Source organism: Streptomyces sp. NPDC088553 (assembly GCF_044752965.1).
GTDB lineage: Bacteria > Actinomycetota > Actinomycetes > Streptomycetales > Streptomycetaceae > Streptomyces.
The window spans coordinates 569207-590062 of the sequence record NZ_JBIVMG010000005.1; the positions used below are offsets into that span (position 1 = coordinate 569207).

The 20856-nt window shown below is 74.1% G+C and carries 16 protein-coding genes; 11 read left to right on the forward strand and 5 right to left on the reverse strand.

The features are described from left to right. Positions 1–114 precede the first annotated feature (114 nt). A complete protein-coding gene (locus tag ACIP8Z_RS19455) occupies positions 115–903 on the reverse strand; it encodes a lipase family alpha/beta hydrolase (protein ID WP_402084876.1) in 789 nt (262 codons plus the stop codon). A 303-nt stretch (positions 904–1206) separates the two neighbouring features. Here ACIP8Z_RS19455 and ACIP8Z_RS19460 point away from each other — a divergent pair, with 303 nt between their 5' ends. Continuing rightward, a complete protein-coding gene (locus tag ACIP8Z_RS19460; protein ID WP_073910412.1) occupies positions 1207–1614 on the forward strand; it encodes a cobalamin B12-binding domain-containing protein in 408 nt (135 codons plus the stop codon). A gap of 237 nt (positions 1615–1851) precedes the next feature. Here the strand turns inward: ACIP8Z_RS19460 and ACIP8Z_RS19465 are convergent, their stop codons facing one another. Then, positions 1852–3495: a DUF5691 domain-containing protein gene (locus ACIP8Z_RS19465; RefSeq protein WP_402084879.1), complete on the reverse strand. Its 1644-nt coding sequence runs from the start codon at positions 3493–3495 to the stop codon at positions 1852–1854. Between the two features lie 38 nt (positions 3496–3533). Continuing rightward, entirely contained in the window at positions 3534–4877 is a 1344-nt protein-coding gene (locus ACIP8Z_RS19470) for an SWIM zinc finger family protein (protein ID WP_402084882.1), read from the reverse strand. Positions 4878–5027: 150 nt separating this feature from the next. Here ACIP8Z_RS19470 and ACIP8Z_RS19475 point away from each other — a divergent pair, with 150 nt between their 5' ends. The 6 genes from ACIP8Z_RS19475 (at position 5028) to sucD (ending at position 12818) form a co-directional block, all read left to right on the forward strand. After that, positions 5028–5441 carry a hypothetical protein gene (locus tag ACIP8Z_RS19475; protein ID WP_266968490.1) on the forward strand — a complete coding sequence of 138 codons (414 nt, stop codon included), beginning with the start codon at positions 5028–5030 and terminating at the stop codon, positions 5439–5441. Positions 5442–5548: 107 nt separating this feature from the next. Next, positions 5549–6706: an AAA family ATPase gene (locus ACIP8Z_RS19480; protein ID WP_319310529.1), complete on the forward strand. Its 1158-nt coding sequence runs from the start codon at positions 5549–5551 to the stop codon at positions 6704–6706. Beyond that, on the forward strand, positions 6703–9057 hold the full coding sequence (locus tag ACIP8Z_RS19485; protein ID WP_402084884.1) for a DUF5682 family protein: 2355 nt from the start codon (positions 6703–6705) through the stop codon (positions 9055–9057). Before ACIP8Z_RS19480 ends, ACIP8Z_RS19485 begins: the two co-directional genes overlap by 4 nt. Then, positions 9054–10253, forward strand: coding sequence for a VWA domain-containing protein (locus tag ACIP8Z_RS19490; RefSeq protein WP_402084887.1), 1200 nt, complete (start codon positions 9054–9056; stop codon positions 10251–10253). The genes ACIP8Z_RS19485 and ACIP8Z_RS19490 overlap by 4 nt, the downstream gene beginning before the upstream one ends. 482 nt (positions 10254–10735) lie before the next feature. Further along, positions 10736–11914, forward strand: a complete 1179-nt coding sequence (sucC, locus tag ACIP8Z_RS19495) for an ADP-forming succinate--CoA ligase subunit beta (RefSeq protein ID WP_033210588.1) — start codon at positions 10736–10738, stop codon at positions 11912–11914. 19 nt (positions 11915–11933) lie between these two features. Then, positions 11934–12818, forward strand: coding sequence for a succinate--CoA ligase subunit alpha (gene sucD / locus ACIP8Z_RS19500; protein WP_015035673.1), 885 nt, complete (start codon positions 11934–11936; stop codon positions 12816–12818). Between the two features lie 118 nt (positions 12819–12936). On the opposite strand, the gene ACIP8Z_RS19505 is transcribed toward sucD, so the two are convergent. After that, positions 12937–14289, reverse strand: a complete 1353-nt coding sequence (locus ACIP8Z_RS19505; RefSeq protein WP_402084889.1) for a helix-turn-helix domain-containing protein — start codon at positions 14287–14289, stop codon at positions 12937–12939. A gap of 119 nt (positions 14290–14408) precedes the next feature. Here ACIP8Z_RS19505 and ACIP8Z_RS19510 point away from each other — a divergent pair, with 119 nt between their 5' ends. Continuing rightward, positions 14409–15962, forward strand: coding sequence for a DUF6350 family protein (locus ACIP8Z_RS19510; RefSeq protein ID WP_402084892.1), 1554 nt, complete (start codon positions 14409–14411; stop codon positions 15960–15962). 27 nt (positions 15963–15989) lie between these two features. Here the strand turns inward: ACIP8Z_RS19510 and ACIP8Z_RS19515 are convergent, their stop codons facing one another. Then, positions 15990–16763, reverse strand: coding sequence for a hypothetical protein (locus ACIP8Z_RS19515; protein WP_402084894.1), 774 nt, complete (start codon positions 16761–16763; stop codon positions 15990–15992). 275 nt (positions 16764–17038) lie between these two features. Between ACIP8Z_RS19515 and purN the strand changes: the two genes are divergently transcribed. The 3 genes from purN to ACIP8Z_RS19530 all read left to right on the forward strand — a co-directional run bounded on the left by purN (position 17039) and on the right by ACIP8Z_RS19530 (position 20840). After that, positions 17039–17668 (forward strand): phosphoribosylglycinamide formyltransferase, encoded by a 630-nt coding sequence (gene purN, locus ACIP8Z_RS19520; RefSeq protein ID WP_328943000.1) that lies wholly within the window; start codon positions 17039–17041, stop codon positions 17666–17668. Beyond that, positions 17643–19208 carry a bifunctional phosphoribosylaminoimidazolecarboxamide formyltransferase/IMP cyclohydrolase gene (gene purH, locus ACIP8Z_RS19525; RefSeq protein WP_402084896.1) on the forward strand — a complete coding sequence of 522 codons (1566 nt, stop codon included), beginning with the start codon at positions 17643–17645 and terminating at the stop codon, positions 19206–19208. The genes purN and purH overlap by 26 nt, the downstream gene beginning before the upstream one ends. Positions 19209–19385: 177 nt before the next feature. Further along, on the forward strand, positions 19386–20840 hold the full coding sequence (locus ACIP8Z_RS19530) for a DUF2079 domain-containing protein (RefSeq protein WP_402085319.1): 1455 nt from the start codon (positions 19386–19388) through the stop codon (positions 20838–20840). Positions 20841–20856: the final 16 nt, after the last annotated feature.

Here is a 20856-nt window from a genome sequence, read left to right on the forward strand (position 1 = left end):
ATCTTCGGCGGTGTTGGAGGCCGTAGGAAACGGGCAATCGGCCGTGTTTCGCCAGCTCACGGAGAGAGCCTTGGCCTTGTGTTCGATCGACGTTCGAAGAACGGTCCCGGAGTGTCACGCCACGGACGTGGCGCCCGGCTCCTCCTCACGCGCTCCCGGGGCCTCCGTACCGCCCGCGTCGAGGGCCTCCCGCACCCCGGCGGCCACCGTGGGGTGCACCGGCAGCGCGAGATGACCGATCCCGCTGACCCGCACGTTGTGCACGAGCAGGTCGGGGTGGTCGAGCCGCGCCGTCTCCGCCGGCACCATGATCTGGTCCAGATCGCTCCAGAAACTCACGAACCGGGTCCGGCAGCCGGGCGACGGCGCGGCGAGCTCCCGCAGCACCTCCGAACCGGGCCGCATCTGCCGCACCAGCGGATGCGCGTCGGCGAGCGGGGCCACGCTCGTGCCGGAGTGCGGGGTGCCCAGCGTGACCAGGGTGCGCACCCGGCTGTCACCGCCCAGCCGCTGTACGTAATAACGGGCGATGAGCCCGCCCAGGCTGTGCCCGACGATGTCGACCTCGGCGTGTCCCGTACGGGCGCGGATCTCGTCCACCCGGCGGCCGAGCAGCTCGGCGGCGGCCCGCAGGTCGCAGGTGAGCGGTGAGTAATTGAGGGACTCGACGCAGTCACGGCCGCTCCGGCCGAGGGAGCGGCGCAGGACGACGAAGACCGAGCGGTTGTCGACGAAACCGTGCAGCAGGACGACCGGCCGCCGGCCCGGGGTGACGGACGGGGGCGGGGCGGGCGAGAGGCGCTCGGCCACGATCCCGGAGGGGTACAGGACGAGATGCCCGGTGAGGATCGCGAGCTCAAGGGCGGTGGCCTTCATCAGGGCGGTGACCTTGGTGAACTCCATCGTCGACCTCCCGATCGGCACGGGGGGCCGGACGGTACGCCGGTACGCCGCGCCCCCGTGCCGCACGGACGGCGGCACGGAGGCGCGGCGACCTCGTCGCGGCTCCCTTCGCGACCGTGCCCCGCTTGCGGCTGGTGGGCCCAGGAAGAGGGCCCGAAAGCGGGGTACGACGCAGAGCGAACATGTCCCACGTGTGATTTCCCCCTCGCTCGCCGCCGCGAAACAGCCGGGTGCGGGATGCTGGGGATAACGTTCGTTCACCTCCCCGGCAAAGACGCGCGGGGGTCGCATGTGGAGGCAGTGATGGGTGTGACCGGTCCGATCCGCGTGGTGGTTGCCAAGCCGGGTCTCGACGGCCACGATCGCGGGGCCAAGGTGATCGCGCGGGCACTCCGCGACGCCGGTATGGAGGTCATCTACACCGGCCTCCACCAGACGCCCGAGCAGATCGTCGACACCGCGATCCAGGAGGACGCCGACGCGATCGGCCTCTCGATCCTCTCGGGCGCGCACAACACGCTCTTCGTGAAGGTCCTTGAGCTTCTCAAGGACCGTGACGCCGAGGACATCAAGGTCTTCGGCGGCGGCATCATCCCCGACGGGGACATCGCGCCGCTGAAGGAGAAGGGCGTGGCGGAGATCTTCACGCCGGGCGCGACGACCGCGTCCATCGTCGACTGGGTGAACGCGAACGTCCGCGTGGCCGCGTAATCCGTGCCGGCGACACGTGCCGCAGCTTCGAAGGGCCCTTCCGTACGGAAGGGCCCTTCGGCGTGCCGGGGCCTTGGGCGTGTCGGGGTCCTTGAGGGTGCCGGTGGTTCTCGGGTGTGCCGGGGGCGTGGGTGTGTCGGTGGCTCTCGGGTGTGCCGGGGTCCTTGAGGGTGCGGGGACACTTGGGCCGGGCGTGCGGGGGCCGGTCCGGTCTGCGGACCGGCCCGTCGGGCCGGTCTACCGCGCCGGTTCCGTGAGTTCGGCTCTCATCGCCTCGCGCAGCCGCAGCGTGGAGACCAGCCGCTGGAACGCCTCGGACCAATAGCCGCCCGCGCCGGGGGAGATGTCGTCCGCCTCCTCCGGCCGGGCCGTCAGGGACTCCAGCTGCCGGGCCGCCTCCGGGGCGAGGCAGCGCTCCGCGAGCCCCATCACCCCGCTGAAGCTCCACGGGTAACTGCCCGCCTCCCGCGCGATGTCGAGAGCGTCGATCACCGCCCCGCCGAGCGGCTCCGCCCACGGCACCTGGCAGACACCGAGCAGCTGGAACGCCTCCGACAGACCGTGGGCCGCGATGAACGACCCGACCCAGCACGCCCGTTCCTCCGGCGGAAGCGTCGAGAGGAGCTGGGCCCGCTCGGCCAGCGACGACGTGCCGGGGCCCGTCGCGGGCGGGGTCGCCGGGGAACCGAGCAGCGCCCGCGACCAGGCCGAGTCCCGCTGCCGTACGGCCGCCCGGCACCAGGCCGCGTGCAGCTCGGCCTGCCAGTCGTCGGCGACCGGCAGCGCCACGATCTCCTCCGGGCCGCGCCCCCCGAACCTCGGCGGCCAGCAGGACAGCGGCGCGGCCTCGACGAGCTGGCCCAGCCACCAGGACCGCTCGCCCCGGCCGGCGGGCGGTGTCGCCGCGAGGCCGTCCCGCTGCATGGCCGAGTCGCACTCGTGCGGGGCCTCCACGGTGATCGTGGGCGACTCCGCCGTCCGGTCGAGTCCGACGCAGGTGACCGCGCGGCCCGCCATCCGGCCCGCGAGCGCCGAGGCCGGCAGGGCGGAGAGCAGTTCGGCGGCGGTCGCGCGGACGTTGCGGCTGCGGTCGCCGAGGGCCTCCTCCAGGAACTCCTCGTCCGCGCCGGACAGTCCGGTCCGCAGCGAGTCGAGGAACATCAGCCGGTCCTCCGCCCGTTCTGCGGACCAGGTGGACGCGAGGAGGGCGAGACCGGCCGCCGGGTCCCGCGTCCGTACGGCGCCGAGCAGGGCGACCCGCTCGGCGAACAGGCCCTCGTCCCACAGGGCGCGCACCCCCTTCTGGTCCCCGGGGTCCGGGAGGGAGCTGCCCGCGCCCGCGCCGCGCAGGGCGAACCGCCACTCGGGGTTGAGCCGGGCCAGCCACAGGCCGCGCGGCCCGGCCAGCTGAAGGGCCTGGGGCCGCAGATCGGTGCGGGCCCGGGCCGCGTCGAGGAGGGCGGGCAGGGTGGCGGCCGGCGCTTTGAACCCCCGCTCGTTGGCGAGGGCGAGCCACTGCGGGAGGAGTTCGGCCAGGTCGGGCGCGGCCCCGCGCCGCCCGGCGGGCGAGGGCGCGGCCCGGCCGGCGAGCAGCTGGTCGAGCCGTCGGCGCGCGTCCCCGGGCAGCGGCCGGCGGTGGTCCTCGGGCGCGGGCTCCGGTGGCGGCGCCGCGGGCCCGGGCCGCAGTCCCGCCCTGCGCCGTACGGTGTGCAGCGCGGCGGCGTCGAGCAGGGCGCCCGGCAGGTCGCCGCCCGGCAGTCCGGCGAGCCGGGCGGGCACCCGGCGGTCCGTACCGAGCAGGGCCGAGGTGACGAGCTCCTCCCAGCCGCCGTCCTCCGTGGGAAGGGCGCCGGGCGTCGGGACCGTCGTGTCCGTCTCCATCGGGTTCCTCCGGTCGGACGGTGTTCCGTGGGCGGGGGTCATATGAGAGGGACCGTTTCTCCAGGGTTCTCCGGGGACCAGGCGGCGAGCGGGGTGAACCCCCGGTGCCCGCACTCCCCGAAGACCGCCACCGGAGCCCCGCCGGACAGGGCGACCAGCCGCCAGAGCCCGGGACGGGACTGGGCGGCGGGGGTCAGCGGCAGCGCCTCGCGGCCGTCCGCGTCGGCGAGCTGCCAGCCGTACTCCGCGCGCGCGGGGACGACCCCGCTCAGGGTCACGGGCCAGGACTCCAGCCACGGGTCCTCGCGCAGCGCGCGGCCGTACGCGGCGAGGGCCGAGCCCACCGGTCCGCCCGGCGGCGCGGCGGCGCGGCCCTCGACGGGCACGAACCGCTCGCCCGGGTCCGCACGGAGCTGCCCGGCGCCCGCGTGCGGGGTCAGCTCGCCGTCGAGCACCGCGCCCACGGGGAGCGCCAGTTGGGGAGCCCTCCCCGCCGCGCCGAAGGACAGCAGGAGTGCCGTGCGCCCGCTCGCCGTGCCGTGGAGCCAGATGCGCCGGGTGGTCAGCCGGGCGTCGGCCGCGTCGTACTGGGCGAGCACCAGCCAGTGGTCGCGCACCGGGACGCCGTCGACCGGGGCGGGGAGGCCGACCCGGGTCCGTACGGTCGTCGCGAACGGCGCGGGCAGCCGGTCGGCGGTGAGCCAGGCGCGGTCGAGGAGGTGGGTCAGCGCGCACTCCTCCAGGAGCCGTACCGGCCAGCCGGGGCCCGAGCCCGGTATCGCCCCCAACTCCCTGACCCGGCCCGCGAGTCCGGGCGCCTGCGCGTCGACCATCCGGGCCGCCGTCTCGTCCCACAGCCCGTACCCCCGCTGCTCGGCCGCCGCCAGGCCGCCGCGCAGCAGGTCGGCGAGCCGCTGCTCCAACTCCTCGGCGCCCGAGGTGATCCGGGCGGCTCTGCGTTCGGCCCTGCGGCGCGCCGCCTCGGGATCCGCCGGGCCGCCGGCGCCGCCCTCGGGCCCGCGGGCGCCGCTCCCGGCCCGCGCGCGGCGCGCCGCGAGCCACCGCCCGGCCCAGTCGGGTGCGGTGGTCTCCTCACCCTCCGTCCCGTCCGAGGCCTGGAGCAGCAGCAGGCCGAGCGCGTGCTTGCAGGGGAACTTGCGGCTGGGGCACTCGCACAGGTACGCGGGCCCGGTCGTGTCGACCACCGTCCGGTACGGCACGCGGCCGCTGCCCTTGCACAGACCCCAGACCGCGCCCCCTCCGCTGCCTCTGCCCGACCACGGTCCGGCCGTGCCGAGCTTGCTTCCCGCTCTGCGCGAGGCGTCGTCAGGAGCCAGTGCCAGCACCTGCTCAGCCGTCCAGCGCACCCCCATGGCATTCATGTCCTCGACGGTAGAGGCCGCCACTGACAACGCCCGGGGCCCGGGAGTGCGGGCTCGGGGGAGGGCGGAAGGAGAAGCCGCTTTACCCTTCCTTTACCATTCTCCTGGCGGGATCAACCGACTCGCACGAACCGTCCAGGGGGAACCCGTATGAAGCGCACCGCCCGCACCGCCGTCTCGGCCCTCGCCGTCGCCGGCCTCGCCCTCGGCCTCGGCGCCTGCTCCGAGGCCGCGGAGAAGGCCGTCGACCAGGTCGACAAGTCCGTGACCGAGACCTACGAGGTCACGTACGAGGTCACCGGCACGGGCATCGAGTCCATCGACTACCACGCGGGCGACGGCACCGCGATGGCGCCGAAGGTCGAGTCGGAGAAGAAGCCGGCCACGCCGTGGAAGAAGACCGTGAAGCTGAAGGGCATCATGCCGCCGGCCGTCATGCCGGTCTCGCTCACCCCCGCCGACCTCACCTGCAAGGTCGTCTACCAGGGCAAGGTCATCAAGGAGGCCAAGGCCGAGCAGGCCATGGCCGGCGGCTGCGTCGCCGTCTCCCCGGTCGTGGGCTGACCGTCCCTCACCCCCTCAACAGCCCCTGACCAGCGGTGACATCTGATTGTCAGTGGCATGGTGCACGGTGGATCCCACAGCAGATCGAACGATCTGGAGGGGGATCCATGCCCGTGCCCGAAACCATCGCGCAGCCCCGTTCCGGTGCCGAGACGGACACCGGACCGGGGCGGCCGCAGACCGTGACCGAGGTCCTGCGGCCGCACGCCGAGCACGCCTTCGCCGACGAACTCGCCGCGCTCGCCGCCGCCGACGACCGGCCCCGACCCGCCCGCTGGCGCCTCTCGCCGTGGGCCGTCGCCACCTATCTCCTCGGCGGCACCCTCCCCGACGGGACGGTGATCACACCCAAGTACGTGGGCCCGCGCCGCATCGTCGAGGTCGCCGTCACCACCCTCGCCACCGACCGGGCACTGCTCCTGCTCGGCGTGCCCGGCACCGCCAAGACCTGGGTCTCCGAGCACCTCGCCGCCGCCGTCAGCGGCGACTCGACCCTCCTCGTCCAGGGCACCGCCGGCACCCCCGAGGAGGCCGTCAGGTACGGCTGGAACTACGCCCGGCTGCTCGCCCACGGCCCCAGCAGGGAGGCCCTCGTGCCCAGCCCCGTGATGCGGGCGATGGCGCAGGGCATGACCGCGCGCGTCGAGGAACTCACCCGTATCCCCGCCGACGTGCAGGACACGCTCATCACGATCCTGTCCGAGAAGACCCTCCCCCTCCCCGAGCTGGGCCAGGAGGTGCAGGCCGTCCCCGGCTTCAACCTGATCGCCACGGCCAACGACCGGGACCGCGGCGTCAACGAACTCTCCAGCGCGCTGCGCCGCCGCTTCAACACGGTGGTCCTGCCGCTGCCCGCGACCCCCGAGGCCGAGGTCGACATCGTCGCCCGCCGCGTCGAGCAGCTCGGGCGCTCCCTGGCCCTGCCGTCCGTCCCGGACGGCGTCGACGAGATCCGCCGGGTCGTCACCGTCTTCCGCGAGCTGCGGGACGGCGTCACCGCCGACGGCCGGACACGGGTCAAGTCCCCCTCGGGGACGCTCTCCACGGCCGAGGCGATCTCCGTCGTCACCGGCGGGCTCGCGCTCGCCGCCCACTTCGGCGACGGCGTCCTGCGCCCGGCGGACATCGCGGCGGGCATCCTCGGCGCGGTCGTCCGCGACCCGGCGGCCGACCGAGTCGTCTGGCAGGAGTACCTGGAGACGGTGGTCAGAGAGAGGGACGGCTGGAAGGACTTCTACCGCGCCTGCCGCGAGGTGAGCGGATGACGTCCCCGTCCACGGCCGGGGCCGCCTCCGCCTCCACCTCTCCCTCCGCATCCACCTCTCCTTCCGCAGTCACCTCCGCCTCCGGCCGTGGCCCTTCCGGCGGGCCGCTCGTGCTCGGGGTGCGGCACCACGGGCCCGGGTCCGCGCGGGGAGTGCGGGCCGCGCTGGAGGCGGCGAAGCCCGCCGTCGTGCTCGTCGAAGGCCCCGCCGAGGCCGACGCGCTCGTGGAGCTCGCCGGGGATCCCGGCATGCGGCCGCCGGTCGCCCTGCTCGCCCACGCCGTGGACGACCCCGGGCGGGCCTCGTTCTGGCCGATGGCCGCGTTCTCGCCCGAGTGGGTCGCGATCCGCTGGGCCCTCGACCGGGGCGCCGCCGTCCGGTTCATCGACCTGCCCGCCGCGCACGGCCTGGCCGCCGCCGACCCCACCTGGGACGACGGGGAGGAAGAGGTCTCCGGCAGCGGCCTGCGGATCGACCCGGTCGCCGAACTCGCCCGGGTCGCCGGGTACGAGGACGCCGAGCGCTGGTGGGAGGACGTCGTCGAACTCCGCGGCGGCGACGACCCCACCGCCCCCTTCGAGGCCCTCGCCGAGGCGATGGGCGCGCTCCGCGAGGCGTACGGCCACGGCGGGCATCCCCGCGACCTCGTCCGCGAGGCCCATATGCGGATCCGGCTGCGCGCCGCCCGCAAGGAGTTCGGCGACGCCGTCGCCGTCGTCTGCGGCGCCTGGCACGTCCCCGCCCTCACCCGGAAGACCACCGTCGCCGCCGACCGGGCCCTGCTCAAGGGCCTGCCCAAGGTGAAGACCGAGATGACCTGGGTCCCCTGGACCCACCGCAGGCTCGCCCGCCGCTCCGGGTACGGCGCCGGGATCGAGGCGCCCGGCTGGTACGCGCATCTCTTCGCCGCCCCCGACCGGCCCGTCGAGCGGTGGATGACCAAGGTCGCCGGACTCCTCAGGGCCGAGGACCACCTCGTCTCCTCCGCCCATGTCATCGAGGCCGTCCGGCTCGCCGAGACCCTCGCCGCCCTGCGCGGCCGTCCTCACCCCGGCCTCGACGAGACGACCGACGCCGTCCGCGCCGTGCTCTGCGAGGGCTCCGACGTGCCGCTCGACCTCGTCCGGGACCGGCTCGTCGTCGGCGACGTCCTCGGCGAGGTCCCGGACGGCGCCCCCGCCGTCCCCCTCCAGCGCGATCTGGCCCGCCGTCAGCGCACCCTGCGCCTCAAACCCGAGGCCACCGAGCGCGACCTCGATCTCGACCTCCGCAAGGACATGGACGGGGAGCGCAGCCGGCTGCTGCACCGGCTGCGCCTCCTCGGCGTCGGCTGGGGCGAACCGGCCACCGGCCGCTCCGGCACCGGCACCTTCCGGGAGACCTGGCGGCTGCGCTGGGAGCCCGAGCTGCACGTCCAGGTCGCCGAGGCCGGCGTCTGGGGCACCACCGTCGAGGCCGCCGCCACCGCCCGCGCCAGGTCCCGGGCCCTGGGGGCGGGGGCCCTCGCCGACATCACCGCCCTCGCCGAGCAGTGCCTGCTCGCCGGGCTCACCGACGCGCTCCCCGTCGTCATGCGGGCGCTCGCCGACCGGGCCGCGCTCGACACCGACGTCGCCCATCTCGCCCAGGCCCTCCCCGCCCTCGCCCGCTCCCTGCGCTACGGCGACGTCCGGGGCACCGGGACGGCGGCCCTCGCCGAGGTCGCCGCCGGCCTCGCCGAACGGATCTGCGTCGGCCTGCCGCCCGCCTGCACGGGACTCGACACCGACGCGGCCGGCACCATGCGCGAGCGGATCGACGAGGTGCACCAGGCCATCGGGCTGCTCCCCGGAGCGGACGGCCTGACCGACCGCTGGGCCGGCGTCCTGCGCCGGCTCGCCGACCGCGACCGGATCCCGGGCATCCTCAGGGGCCGCGCCGCCCGGCTCCTCCTGGACGAGGGCAGGATCGCCGAGGACGAGGCCGCCCTCCTCATGAGCCGGGCCCTCTCGCCCGGCACCCCGCCCGCCGACGCCGCCGCCTGGATCGACGGCTTCGTCGGCGGGGCCTCGGGCGGCGGACTCCTCCTGGTCCACGACGAGCGGCTGCTCGGACTGGTCGACGACTGGCTGACGGACGTCCCGGCGGAGGCCTTCACCGATGTCCTGCCGCTGCTGCGGCGCACCTTCTCCGGATACGAGCCGGGCGTCCGCCGCACCCTCGGCGAACTGGTCGCCCGCGGCCCGCAGGCCGGCGGCCCCGGGCACACCACCCCAGGCGTCCCCGGCTTCGCGCCCACCCCCGACCGGGACCGGGCGGACGCCGTCCTGCCCCTCCTCCACCTCGTCCTCGGCACGGAGGCCCTCGTATGAACACCGGCCCGACCACCAGCCCGACCAGCGACGTGAACACGGGGGCGGCGGCGCACGACGAGCGGCTGCGCCGCTGGCGGCTCGTCCTCGGCGGCGGGGAGGCCGACGGCACCGGCCGCGCGCTCACCGGTACCGACGCCGCCATGGACGGCGCCCTCACCGCGCTCTACGGCCGCGGGAACCAGGACGGCGACCGCACCGGACGGGACCGCTCGGCCGGACTCGGGGCCTCCGCGCCCTCCGTCGCCCGCTGGCTCGGCGACATCCGTACGTACTTCCCCAGCTCCGTCGTCCAGGTCATGCAGCGCGACGCGATCGACCGCCTCGGCCTCGCCACCCTGCTCCTGGAACCGGAGATGCTGGAGGCCGTCGAGGCGGACGTCCACCTCGTCGGCACCCTGCTCTCCCTCCACAAGGCCATGCCCGAGACGACCCGGGAGACCGCGCGGGCCGTCGTGCGCAAGGTCGTCGACGACCTGGAGAAGCGCCTCGCCACCCGCACCCGCGCGACCCTCACCGGCGCCCTCGACCGCTCCGCCCGGATCAGCCGCCCCCGCCACCGGGACATCGACTGGGACCGGACGATCCGCGCCAACCTCAAGAACTACCTGCCCGAGCACCGCACGGTCGTCCCCGAGCGGCTGATCGGCCACGGGCGTGCCTCGCAGGCGATACGGAAGGAGGTGGTGCTCTGCGTCGACCAGTCCGGTTCCATGGCCGCCTCCGTCGTGTACGCCTCCGTCTTCGGCGCCGTACTCGCCTCCATGCGGTCGATCGCCACCCGGCTCGTCGTCTTCGACACCGCCGTCGTGGACCTGACCGACCGGATCGACGACCCCGTCGACGTCCTCTTCGGCACCCAGCTCGGCGGCGGCACCGACATCAACCGCGCCCTCGCCCACTGCCAGTCGAAGATCACCCGCCCCGCCGACACCGTCGTCGTCCTCATCAGCGATCTGTACGAGGGAGGCATCCGCGACGAGATGCTGAAGCGGGTCGCGGCGATGAAGGCCTCCGGCGTCCAGTTCGTCGCGCTGCTCGCCCTCTCCGACGAGGGCGCCCCGGCGTACGACCGCGAGCACGCGGCGGCGCTCGCCGCGCTCGGCGCCCCGGCCTTCGCGTGCACCCCCGACCTGTTCCCGGAGATCATGGCCGCCGCACTGGAGAAGCGCCCCCTGCCGATCCCCGCGGCCTGACGGCCCGACGCGACCGGCCCGACGCGACCGGCCCGGCCGCGCCCCGTCCCCGCTTCCGTTCCCGCGGCTCCCGTCCGGCCGGCGCCGCGGGTACGGAATTCGTCGTCGCCGGACCACCCGCACGGGTGTCCCGGGCCTCACTGAGTCCCATATCACACACGTCCCGGAGCGGCCCTCACCCGCGGTTCCGGCGCGTCGTGAGGGGCCGGGAGGCCAGGCCCCGCCTGCCACGCGTGCCACGCGCCGCCACCGAGCACCCCCTGCCGCCGACCCCGTGGCCCCTACAGCCTGTGACCCGTATCACCGCTCGGTTGTGATCTGCGATTTAGGGACCCACGTCCCTCGGCGATAACCTGCGAGACGGACATGCCGCGTCCACGGTCACCGTGTGCGCCTCCCTTGTGACAGTGCAGTCACGTTGCCCTTCGCGGCACGCCCACGCAGACAACGAACCGCGATCATCAGAAAAGGGACGGACGCGCGTGGACCTGTTCGAGTACCAGGCGAGGGACCTCTTCGCCAAGCACGGTGTACCGGTGCTGGCCGGTGAAGTCATCGACACGCCTGAGGCGGCGCGCGAGGCCACCGAGCGTCTTGGCGGCAAGTCCGTCGTCAAGGCGCAGGTGAAGGTCGGTGGCCGCGGCAAGGCCGGCGGCGTGAAGCTGGCGGCGAACCCGGACGAGGCCGTCGCCCGTGCGACGGACATCCTCGGGATGGACATCAAGGGCCACACGGTCCACAAGGTGATGATCGCCGAGCTGTCCCCGGAGATCGAGGCGGAGTACTACGTCTCGTACCTCCTCGACCGCACCAACCGCACCTTCCTCGCGATGGCGTCGGTGCAGGGCGGCATGGACATCGAGGAGGTCGCGGAGAAGACCCCCGAGGCCCTCGCGAAGGTCCCGGTCAACGCCGTCGACGGCGTCGACATCGAGAAGGCCCGCGAGATCGTGGCCCTGGCGAAGTTCCCGGCCGACGTGGCCGAGGGCGTCGCCGAGGCCCTGGTGACCCTGTGGAAGACCTTCGTCGCCGAGGACGCGCTCCTCGTCGAGGTCAACCCGCTGGTGAAGACCAAGGACGGCCGCATCCTGGCCCTGGACGGCAAGGTGTCTCTCGACGAGAACGCCGACTTCCGTCAGCCCGACCACGAGGCGCTCGAGGACAAGGCCGCAGCCAACCCGCTCGAGGCTGCCGCCAAGGCCAAGAACCTCAACTACGTCAAGCTCGAGGGCGAGGTCGGCATCATCGGTAACGGTGCCGGTCTGGTCATGTCGACCCTGGACGTCGTCGCGTACGCCGGTGAGAACCACGGCGGCGTGAAGCCGGCCAACTTCCTCGACATCGGTGGCGGCGCCTCCGCCGAGGTCATGGCGAACGGCCTGGAGATCATTCTGGGCGACCCGGACGTCAAGTCCGTGTTCGTCAACGTCTTCGGTGGCATCACCGCCTGTGACGAGGTCGCCAACGGCATCGTCCAGGCCCTGGAGCTCCTCGCCTCCAAGGGCGAAGAGGTCACCAAGCCGCTGGTCGTGCGCCTCGACGGCAACAACGCGGAGCTGGGTCGCAAGATCCTGTCGGACGCGAACCACCCGCTCGTGCAGCGCGTGGACACCATGGACGGCGCGGCCGACAAGGCCGCCGAGCTCGCGGCTGCGAAGTAAGGGACGAGGTCAGAACACCATGGCTATCTTCCTGACCAAGGACAGCAAGGTCATCGTCCAGGGCATGACCGGTGCCACGGGCATGAAGCACACCAAGCTCATGCTGGGTGACGGCACCAACATCGTCGGTGGCGTGAACCCGCGCAAGGCCGGCACGACCGTCGACTTCGACGGCACCGAGGTCCCGGTCTTCGGCTCCGTCGCCGAGGCGATGAAGGAGACCGGCGCCAACGTGTCGGTCCTCTTCGTCCCGCCGGCGTTCGCAAAGGCCGCCGTGGTCGAGGCGATCGACGCCGAGATCCCGCTGGCCGTCGTCATCACCGAGGGCATCGCGGTCCACGACTCCGCCGCCTTCTGGGCGTACGCGCAGGCGAAGGGCAACAAGACCCGCATCATCGGCCCGAACTGCCCCGGTCTCATCACCCCGGGCCAGTCCAACGCCGGCATCATCCCGGGCGACATCACGAAGCCGGGCCGCATCGGCCTGGTCTCGAAGTCCGGCACGCTGACGTACCAGATGATGTACGAGCTCCGTGACATCGGCTTCTCGTCCGCCGTCGGCATCGGTGGCGACCCGGTCATCGGCACCACGCACATCGACGCCCTCGCGGCGTTCGAGGCGGACCCCGACACCGACCTGATCGTCATGATCGGTGAGATCGGCGGCGACGCCGAGGAGCGTGCGGCCGACTTCATCAAGGCCAACGTCACCAAGCCGGTCGTCGGCTACGTCGCGGGCTTCACCGCGCCCGAGGGCAAGACCATGGGCCACGCCGGCGCCATCGTCTCCGGCTCCTCCGGCACCGCCCAGGCGAAGAAGGAGGCCCTCGAGGCCGCCGGCGTCAAGGTCGGCAAGACGCCGACCGAGACGGCCAAGCTGGCGCGCGCGATCCTCGCGGGCTGAAGCAGCCGGAAGTAGCCGCGGTTCACCGCGGCAGCTGTACGAGAGGGCCCCGCCCCCGCCCGGTCACCCGGGCGAGGGCGGGGCCCTCTCGTATGCGGCGGCGGTCGCCCGGTGGTGGCTATTCGGCGGCCGGGATCAGCCGCTCCGGGCCCGGGTTCGGCTCGGAGCGCAGCTTGTCGCGGAGCTCCAGGTCCTCCGGGCGCAGCTTCTGCGGGCCGCCGCGGACCGGGACGCCGTTGACGGTCTCGCCGGGGGCGTTCACCGGGATGTAGCGGGTCGGCGCGGTCGCCGCCGTGAAGCCGGTGACACCGATGAGGACCGCCGTCACCCCCAACACCGCGCGCGTCCACGTCCGCGTCCGGCGCTCGCTGCCGCTCCGGACCGCGCGGGCCGCCGGGAGGGTCGTCGTCGGCGTCTCCGTGACCAGCGCGCCGAGCCGCTCGTGCAGGGCGTCGGGATCGGCGAGTTCGGGGATCCGCTTCGCCAGGACCGTACGGGCGTGCAGCAGCCGGTGGGCCGCGGCGGGGGTGCTCGCCTCGGTCTCGGCGGCCGTCTCCGGCAGGTCGAGCCCGAGCCCTTCGTAGAGCAGGACGGTACGGCGGTACGGCGCCGGCAGTTCGAGGAGCGCCGTGAGCAGCGCCCGCCGGCCCGCCTCGGTGGGCGGGGCATCGGGGTGCTTGTGGGTACGACGCAGCCGGTGCCAGGGGGAGAGGGCGTACTCGTACGCCGTCGCCCGCACCCAGCCCACCGGGTCCGCGTCGCGGGCGACCTCGGGCCAGCGCTCCCAGGCGCGGTGGAAGGCGTGCTCGACCGACTCCCGGGAGAGCCGCCGCCGGCCGGTCAGGAGATACGTCTGGTGGACGAGACCGGGCGCCGCGTGCGCGTACAGGGCGTCGAACGCCTCCTCGGGGGTGAGCCCCGGTACGGCGGGGGGCCCGACGGGCCTCTCCTCCGCGACCGGCGGGGCCTCGACCGGTTTCAGCCGTTCCTGCGGCCTCGGGGTGCCTTTGCGGGCCGGGCCCGCGGCGATGCCCGGGGACGGGGAGGGGGCCTTCGGCGGCTTGGCGGCCCGCTTGGCCGCGGCCTTGGGCCGGACGTTCGCCGCGGGGGCGGGCGCGGGTGCCGGCGCTTTCGCCGGGGCCTGCGGCCGTACGGGTGAAGGTGGCAGGGACCGTGGCTCCGCCGGCTTCTCCGAAGCGGGCGAGGCGGCCGACGGGGAAGCTGCCGGCGAGTGCGGGGAGCTCGCCGCGTCGCCCGGCCCGTGGGCGCCGAGCAGCTTCGCGTACGCCTCGCGCTTGCGGCCCCGTGGTGCCGAACGCCCGGTCTCCCATGCCTTGACCGTGGCCTTCGTGACGCCCATGGCCTCGGCGACCTGCTCCTCGCTCAGGGCGAGGGCCTCACGCAACCTGCGCCGCTCCTTCGGGGTCGGCAGGGTGACGGAGGAAGCGGAATCCGCGGTGCTCCGGCTCATCGGTGTCGACCTCCCGCAGAGCTGCTGTGGGCGGAAAAGTACATAAACGTATCTTGAGCGACACAACGGAGGTTTGCCTGTTACGCGGCAAAAGCGCGTGTCGTTGGCAGCATGGCCCCGTGACCCATGTGACCGAGCACCCCCTGGCCCGGGGCGGCCGCTACACCGCGCTCGCCACCGCCTGCGTCCGGGGCGGGGTCGCCGCCGGACTCGGAATCGGCGCCCTCGCGGTCCTCGTGATCGCCGGCTGGATCAGCTCCCCGTACCCCGACAGCGGACCCGGCGGCGCCCTGCACCTGGCCGCCGGGCTCTGGCTGCTCGCGCACGGCGTGGACCTCGTCCGTACGGGCACCCTTTCCGGACTGCCGGCGCCCCTCGGCGTCGTGCCGATGCTCCTGGCCGTCCTGCCCGTCTGGCTCGTCCACCGGGCCGCCCGCGACACCCTCGACACGGCCGGCGGCGGCGTCCGGCGGCCCCCCTCCGCGAGCGGCGCGGTCGGCGCCGTGGCCGGCGGATACCTCCTGGTCGCCGCCGCCGTCGTGGTCTACGGCGAGAGCGGCCCGCTGCCCGCCGAGCCGCTCAGCGCCGGGCTCTGGCTGCCCGCCGTCGTGGTGGGCGCGGCCGGGGCGGGCGTCTGGACGGCGTTGGGGCGCCCCCTACCCGAACAGCGCCAGGCGGCCGCGGCCCTGCGGGCGGCCGGGCTCGGGCTCGTCACGCTGCTCGGCGGCGGCGCGGCCGTCGCGGCGGTCTCGCTGGCCTGGCACGCGGGCGAGGCACAGGCCGCGTACGCGGGTCTCGCGGGGGAGTGGTCGGGGCGGGCGGCGGTGCTGCTGCTGGTCCTCGCGCTGCTGCCGAACATGGCCGTCTGGGGAGCCGCGTACGGGCTGGGGCCGGGCTTCACCCTCGGCACGGGCGCGTTCGCGACCCCGCTGGGCCTCGTCGGAGATCCGGCCGCACCGCCCTTCCCGCTGCTCGCCGCGCTGCCCGACGACGGGCGGGGCGGCTGGATCCACTGGGCGGCCGCGGCCGTCCCGCTCACCGCCGTGCTGCTCCAGGGTGGCCGGGTGGGCCGCTCGGCGCGGACCTGGACGGCCCGGGACACGGCACTGACGGCGCTGGGCGCGGCCTGGGGCTGCGGCGCGGTGGTGGCCGTGCTGTCGGCCGCGGCGGGCGGCCCGCTCGGCACGTCCCGGCTGTCGGCGTTCGGCCCGGTGTGGTGGCAGACGGGCGCGGCGACGGTCCTGTGGGGTGCCTGCGTCGGGGTGCCGGTGGCCCTGGGGGTACGGGCCTGGGGCCGACGCGTCCCGCGCGCGAAGCGCCCGCCGGTGCCGGCGGAGGCCTCGGCAGTGCAGGAGGTGCGGGCGATGCAGGCGGCGCGGCCGGTGCCGGCCGCGCCCACCGGGCCCGCGACCGGCCCCGTACCCGCCGCCGGTCTCGCACCCCCGCCGACGACGTCCGCCCCGGACGGGCCGAACGGCGAGAAGGCGCCACCGGAGCCGTCCCCGGCCGCCGCCGGGAGAACGGCCGGAGCGAAGGCGACCGTCGCCGGTCCCGGGTTCGACGACGACCCGCCGTACGACGCCTACGACCCGTACGACGACTCCGCCTTCGAGCCCTACGACTACCTCCCGGCGGCCTGGGAACCCGGCGCGCCGCCCCCGCCCCCCGCGTAGCCCGCGGGCCGGGGGCTGTCCGCCCCGCTACTCCCGGACCCCGAAGCCCGCGCGCAGCGGCTTCGGCAGGAGGTCGTTGCAGGCCAGCTGGCCGGCGTGGGTGAGGGCGTCGTCACGGCACTCGTAGAAGTCGCTGTAGACGAGCTGCATCGTGAAGCCGACGGCGACGATCATCAGGGCCACGCTCGCCGCGACCAGGCCGCTGATCGCGGCCGTCCGCATCGAGCGGAGCGGGGCCGCCGTGGCGCCCTGCCCCGAGGGTCGGCCCGCGGGCTGCCCCGCGGCCTGTCCCGAGGGCTGAGACGTCTGCCCGGCCGCCGGCTGTGATGTCGGCGACAGCTCGTCGGCCGGCTTCGGCTTGGTACGCAGCGAGCTGATCGCCCAGTAGACGCCCAGGGCGCCGAGCAGCAGCGCCAGTTCCGGGATCTCGAAGATCGCGAAGAAGAAGGCCCACATGCCGGCGAGGATCGCGTACCGCGCACGGCGCTGCGCCGGGTCCGTCGGGTCCCAGCGCAGCCCCCGCCCGCCGGAGCCGCCCTGGCCGGGGCCACCCTGTCCGGGTCCGCCCTCCGGTCCTCCCTGGCCGCCGCCCTGGCGCTCGGGCCCCCGGCCGAAGCCGTCGTCCGAGCGGCCCGGCTGGCGCGGGCTCCAGCGGCCGTCGGACGGCCCCGACGAACCGGAGTCCCCGGACGATTCGTCGTCCGAGCCCTCCGGTCGCCGCGGCTGCCACGGCTGATCCGGCCGGCCCTCGGGCGGCGGCGCGAACGGGTTGTTGTCGTCCGTGGACTGGCGTTCCGGCATCTGCTGAACGTCTTCCCTCTGTCGTCACGACCACGGCCGCACCCGTGGTCTCCGCTGCTGTCTCGTCCGCTGCCGTGCGTGTTCTCGACCGGTGCTGGTCGGGTGCGCGTCCGGCGTCGGACCTTGACGCTACCGCCCTGCTCCGCCCCCGTCCCGTGGGGGCCGTCCGGTGTGCCGGTATCGTTGCTGACGGTCGAGCCATTCGTAGGGTTCCCCGTATCGAGCGGCGCGATTCGTTCGTACGACCGTACAAACACCACGGAAAGAGTGACCCAGTGGCTGCCGCCCGCCTCGTCGTCCTGGTCTCCGGTTCCGGTACCAATCTGCAGGCCCTCCTCGACGGCATCGCCGCGGACCCCGAGGGCTACGGCGCGGAGATCGTCGCCGTCGGCGCCGACCGCGACGGCATCGCAGGTCTGGAGCGCGCCGAGCGCGCCGGACTGCCGACCTTCGTCTGCCGGGTCAAGGACCACGCCACCCGCGAGGAGTGGGACCGCGCCCTCACCGAGGCCACCGCCGCGTACGAGCCGGATCTCGTCGTCTCGGCCGGCTTCATGAAGATCGTCGGCAAGGAGTTCCTCGCCCGCTTCGGCGGCCGGGTCGTCAACACCCACCCGGCTCTGCTGCCCAGTTTTCCCGGTGCCCACGGGGTGCGTGACGCCCTCGCCTACGGCGCGAAGGTCACCGGGTGCACCGTCCACTTCGTCGACGACGGTGTCGACACCGGCCCGATCATCGCCCAGGGCGTGGTCGAGGTGCGGGACGAGGACGATGAAGCCGCTCTGCACGAGCGCATCAAGGAAGTCGAGCGCTCACTGCTCGTCGACGTCGTGGGGCGCCTCGCCCGGCACGGCTATCGCATTGAGGGACGAAAGGTTCATGTCGGTGAACACGGACACCGTTAAGCCCATCCGCCGCGCGCTGGTCAGCGTCTACGACAAGACGGGGCTCGAGGAGCTGGCCCGCGGTCTGCACGAGGCCGGTGTCGAGCTCGTCTCCACCGGCTCCACGGCCGGGAAGATCGCCGCCGCCGGGGTGCCGGTCACCAAGGTCGAGGAGCTGACCGGGTTCCCCGAGTGCCTGGACGGCCGCGTCAAGACCCTCCACCCGCGCGTGCACGCCGGCATCCTCGCCGACCTGCGCCTGGAGTCGCACCGCGAGCAGCTCGCCGAGCTCGGCGTGGAGCCCTTCGACCTGGTCGTCGTGAACCTCTACCCGTTCAAGGAGACCGTCGCCTCCGGCGCCACTCCCGACGAGTGCGTCGAGCAGATCGACATCGGCGGCCCGTCGATGGTGCGCGCCGCCGCCAAGAACCACCCGTCCGTGGCGATCGTTACCAGCCCCGAGCGGTACGCCGACGTCCTCGCGGCCGTCCAGGCCGGCGGCTTCGACCTGACCGCCCGCAAGCGGCTCGCGGCCGAGGCCTTCCAGCACACCGCCGCGTACGACGTGGCCGTCGCCTCCTGGTTCGCCGCCGACTACGCGGCCGCCGACGAGTCGGGCTTCCCCGACTTCCTGGGCGCCACGTACGAGCGGAGCAACGTCCTGCGGTACGGCGAGAACCCGCACCAGGGCGCCGCGCTGTACGTCGACGGCACGGGCGGCCTCGCCGAGGCCGAGCAGCTGCACGGCAAGGAGATGTCGTACAACAACTACACGGACACCGACGCCGCGCGCCGGGCCGCGTACGACCACACCGAGCCCTGCGTCGCGATCATCAAGCACGCCAACCCGTGCGGCATCGCGATCGGCGCCGACGTCGCCGAGGCCCACCGCAAGGCGCACGCCTGCGACCCGCTGTCCGCGTTCGGCGGCGTCATCGCCGTCAACCGCCCCGTCTCGGTCGCGCTGGCCGAGCAGGTAGCGGAGATCTTCACCGAGGTCATCGTCGCCCCGGCGTACGAGGACGGGGCCGTCGAGGTCCTCGCGAAGAAGAAGAACATCCGGGTGCTCAAGGCGGAGGGCGCCCCGAGCAACCCGGTCGAGGTCAAGCCGATCGACGGCGGCGCGCTGCTCCAGGTCACCGACCGCCTCCAGGCCGAGGGCGACGACCCGGCGAACTGGACCCTGGCGACCGGTGAGGCCCTGTCCGCGGAGGAGCTCGCCGAGCTCGCCTTCGCCTGGAAGGCCTGCCGCGCGGTCAAGTCCAACGCGATCCTGCTCTCCAAGGACGGCGCCTCGGTCGGCGTCGGCATGGGCCAGGTCAACCGCGTCGACTCCGCGAAGCTCGCGGTCGAGCGGGCGGGCGATGAGCGGGCGCGCGGCTCCTACGCCGCCTCGGACGCCTTCTTCCCCTTCCCCGACGGCCTGGAGATCCTCACCGCGGCCGGCGTGAAGGCGGTCGTGCAGCCGGGCGGCTCGATGCGGGACGAGCTGGTGGTCGAGGCCGCGAAGAACGCGGGCGTGACGATGTACTTCACGGGGACGCGTCACTTCTTCCACTGATCGGTGCGCACGGGACCGGGTGAACCCGGTCCCCATGAGCGGCGGGCGGCCCGCCGGGACCTGTCCCGGCGGGCCGCCCCTCTCCGTGCCCGGGACCACTCCGTGATCGATCCGCCGATCGAGTGGACTCTGGTCTAATGGGTTGCTCTTTTGTCGACCACTGGTAGTGGGGGCGTGGTGTTGGACGTACAGAACAGGTCCGCCGAGGAGGCCGGCACCGGCACGCCGGGCGCCTCGCGCACCGAGGCGCCGGACGGCCTCGCGCCGGCCCCGCTCCGCCCGTACCTGATCCTCGCGGGCGTCCTGTGCGGCCTGTACTTCCTCTACTCCTGGGTGCAGTACACGCATTTCCGCACCCCCTCGTGGGACCTCGGGATCTTCGGGCAGTCCGTCCGGGCCTACGCCGAGTTCCGGGCCCCCGTCGTCGACATCAAGGGCCCCGGCTTCCACATACTCGGCGACCACTTCAGCCCCGTCACGGCGCTCCTCGCGCCGCTGTACTGGGTCTGGTCCTCGCCGGTCTCGCTGCTCTTCGCCCAGGCCGCGCTCTTCGCCCTCGGCGCCGTCGTCGTCGGCCGCACCACCCAGCAGATCCTCGGCAGCCGGGCCGCCGGCATCGGCCTCGCCCTCGCGTACGGGCTCTCCTGGGGGCTCCAGGAAGCCGTCAAGTCCGACTTCCACGAGATCGCCTTCGCCGTTCCGATGCTCGCCCTGACCTGCCGGGCCCTGCTCCTCGGGCGCTGGACCGCGGCCGCCGCCTGGGCCGCCCCGCTCGTCCTCGTCAAGGAGGACATGGGCCTGACCGTCTCGATGGTCGGCGTGGTCCTCTTCCTGAAGGGGCAGAAGCGGCTCGGCGCGGCCCTGGCCGGCTTCGGCGCGGCGGCGTTCGCGCTGACCGTCCTCGTCCTGATCCCGGCGGCGAGCCGGGTCGGCCAGTACGACTACTGGTCGAAGATCGAGAAGACCGGGCAGGGCACCGAGACCTCCTTCGGGCAGGTCATCGGCGACGCGCTCACCTCGGGCGAGCGCTGGGAGATGGTGGTCTTCCTGCTCGCGATCACCGGCTTCCTCGCCCTGCGCTCCCCCCTGATCCTGCTCGTGCTGCCCACGCTCGGCTGGCGCTTCCTCTCCCAGGACCCCAACCACTGGGGCATGCACTGGCACTACAGCGCCATCCTCATGCCGGTGGTCTTCCTGGCCCTGGTGGACGGCGTCCGTTCGGTGCGCACCTCCCCGCGCGCCTGGCTCGCCTCGTACGGGAAGGTCGTCGTCCCGGTGGCGACGGCGGTCGCGCTGGTGCTCGCGGCGAACCTGCCGCTGCGGGAGCTGACGAAGCCGGAGACGTACCGGACGGACATCCGGGCCGAGCAGGCACGGGCGGCGGTCGACGCGGTGCCGGAGGGCGCGAGCGTGGAGACGGACGTCTCGCTCCTCGCCCACCTCACGGCGGACCACCGGGTCTACTGGGTCGGCACGTCGAAGGGCGCCACCCCGGACTACCTCGCCTTCGACCTGCGCGGCTGGTCGCAGCAGGTCTCGGACCCCGAGCAGCTGGCTTCGCAACTGCATCCCGAGGCGCGGTACGAGATCACCCACCGCTCGGACGGCTTCGCGGTCCTCAAGCGGGTCTGACGCGCCACACATGGCT